Annotated in this window: 1 pseudogene; it reads left to right on the forward strand. The window is 40.0% G+C overall.

The features are described from left to right. Positions 1-66 precede the first annotated feature (66 nt). Positions 67-1,641, forward strand: a pseudogene (locus QUA24_RS27170) (ATP-binding protein); the annotation flags it as partial. Positions 1,642-1,721 lie beyond the last annotated feature (80 nt).

Consider the following 1,721-nt stretch of genomic DNA (forward strand, 5'->3'; position numbering starts at 1 on the left):
GCCCGCCTTTCTCCCCAAATTCTTTACAACTCCTCTTAGGGTGGTGCGCCCCAGGCGCACCCCCTGAACGGTTACGGCAAATCTTCCTTAGTTAACGAAGTTGATAAACCTATAGTCGGAGCACGAGGGTATTTTGTTTCGGGTAAGTTTGACCAATTTAAGCGGAATATTCCTTATGCTGCTTTAATTCAAGCATTTCAAGGATTGATGCGACAACTGCTAACTGAAAATTCGGCTCAAATAGCAATTTGGAAAGCTAAAATTCTCGAAGCACTTGGTACCAATGGGTCAATTATTATTGATGTTATTCCCGAAGTAGAAAAGATTATTAATCCACAGCCTGCGGTTCCGACTTTGGGACCGACTGAATCTCAAAACCGATGTAATCGAGTGTTTCAAAAATTTATACAGGTGTTTAGTAAAGCCGAACACCCCCTAGTGATATTTTTGGATGACTTGCAGTGGGCTGATTCAGCTTCGCTCAAGCTTATCCAGCTAATAATGACCGATCCAGATAGTAAATATCTGCTATTAATTGGGGCTTATCGGGATAATGAAGTCAGTGCCACTCATCCCTTAATTTATACTTTAGAGCAAATTCAAAATACCAGGGCGATAGTAAATAATGTTATTCTCCAACCTTTGGATATATCTCATGTCAACCAGTTAGTGAGTGAAACCCTCCGCAGTCAAATTTCCCAAGTTTTGACCCTGGCTGAGTTAGTTTTTCAGAAAACCCAGGGGAATCCCTTCTTCTTAATTCAACTGCTCAAATCCCTTTGTCAAGACAAACTCCTATCCTTTGATTTCAATCAAGTTTGCTGGCAGTGGGATATCCAACTGCTTCAAGGCATTGATATCAGTGATAATGTAGTCGAATTGATGGTTAGCCAAATTCAAAAGCTGTCGTCCCCGACGCAGAATGTCTTAAAATTAGCGGCTTGTATAGGAGACATATTCAGTTTAGAATTTTTGGCAATTGCTAATAAAATATCTCAGTCAGAGACGGCAAGATATCTATGGGAAGCGCTACAAGCTGGTTTTGTTATCCCGCTAAATAATTCCTACAAAATCCCCCTGCTATTTGACTCGGAAATATCTACACAAAAGTCAACCGAGCACTTTGATGTCATTTATAAGTTTTTGCACGATCGAGTGCAACAGGCGTCTTATTCTCTGATACCCGACGATCAGAAAAAAGAAACTCACCTAAAAATTGGTCAACTACTGCTGAATTCCACAGCCCCTGAAGAACGAAAAGAAAATATCTTTGCACTGGTTAACCAACTAAATTATGGAATGGATTTAATCACTTTGGAGTTAGAAAGATATGAGTTGGCAGAACTGAATCTGATCGCCGGACAGAAAGCCAAAGCTGGCACAGCTTATGAATCGGCCGTCAAATATTTGAATGTGGGTTTAGGACTACTCGTAGATGATAGCTGGGAGAGTCAATATGAGCTGACGTTTAACCTGCATCTGGAAGCAGCAGAAACTGAATATATAAACACTAATTATGAGCGATCGCAACAGTTGTCTAAGACGATGCTGAAACAAGCGAAAACCCTTCTGGAAAAAGGCAAGGTCTACGAGCTGAAAGTTCAATTAGAGATGTCTCAAAATAGAATGCAATCATCTATAGCTCAATGGCACTGAAAAAGTGAGCAAAAAAAAATCTGTAAGGCAATATATATATAGATCATTGCCTTACAAACACAAAA

Origin of the sequence: Microcoleus sp. Pol12B5 (assembly GCF_036701335.1) — a bacterium.
In the GTDB taxonomy this organism is placed as follows: domain Bacteria; phylum Cyanobacteriota; class Cyanobacteriia; order Cyanobacteriales; family Microcoleaceae; genus Microcoleus.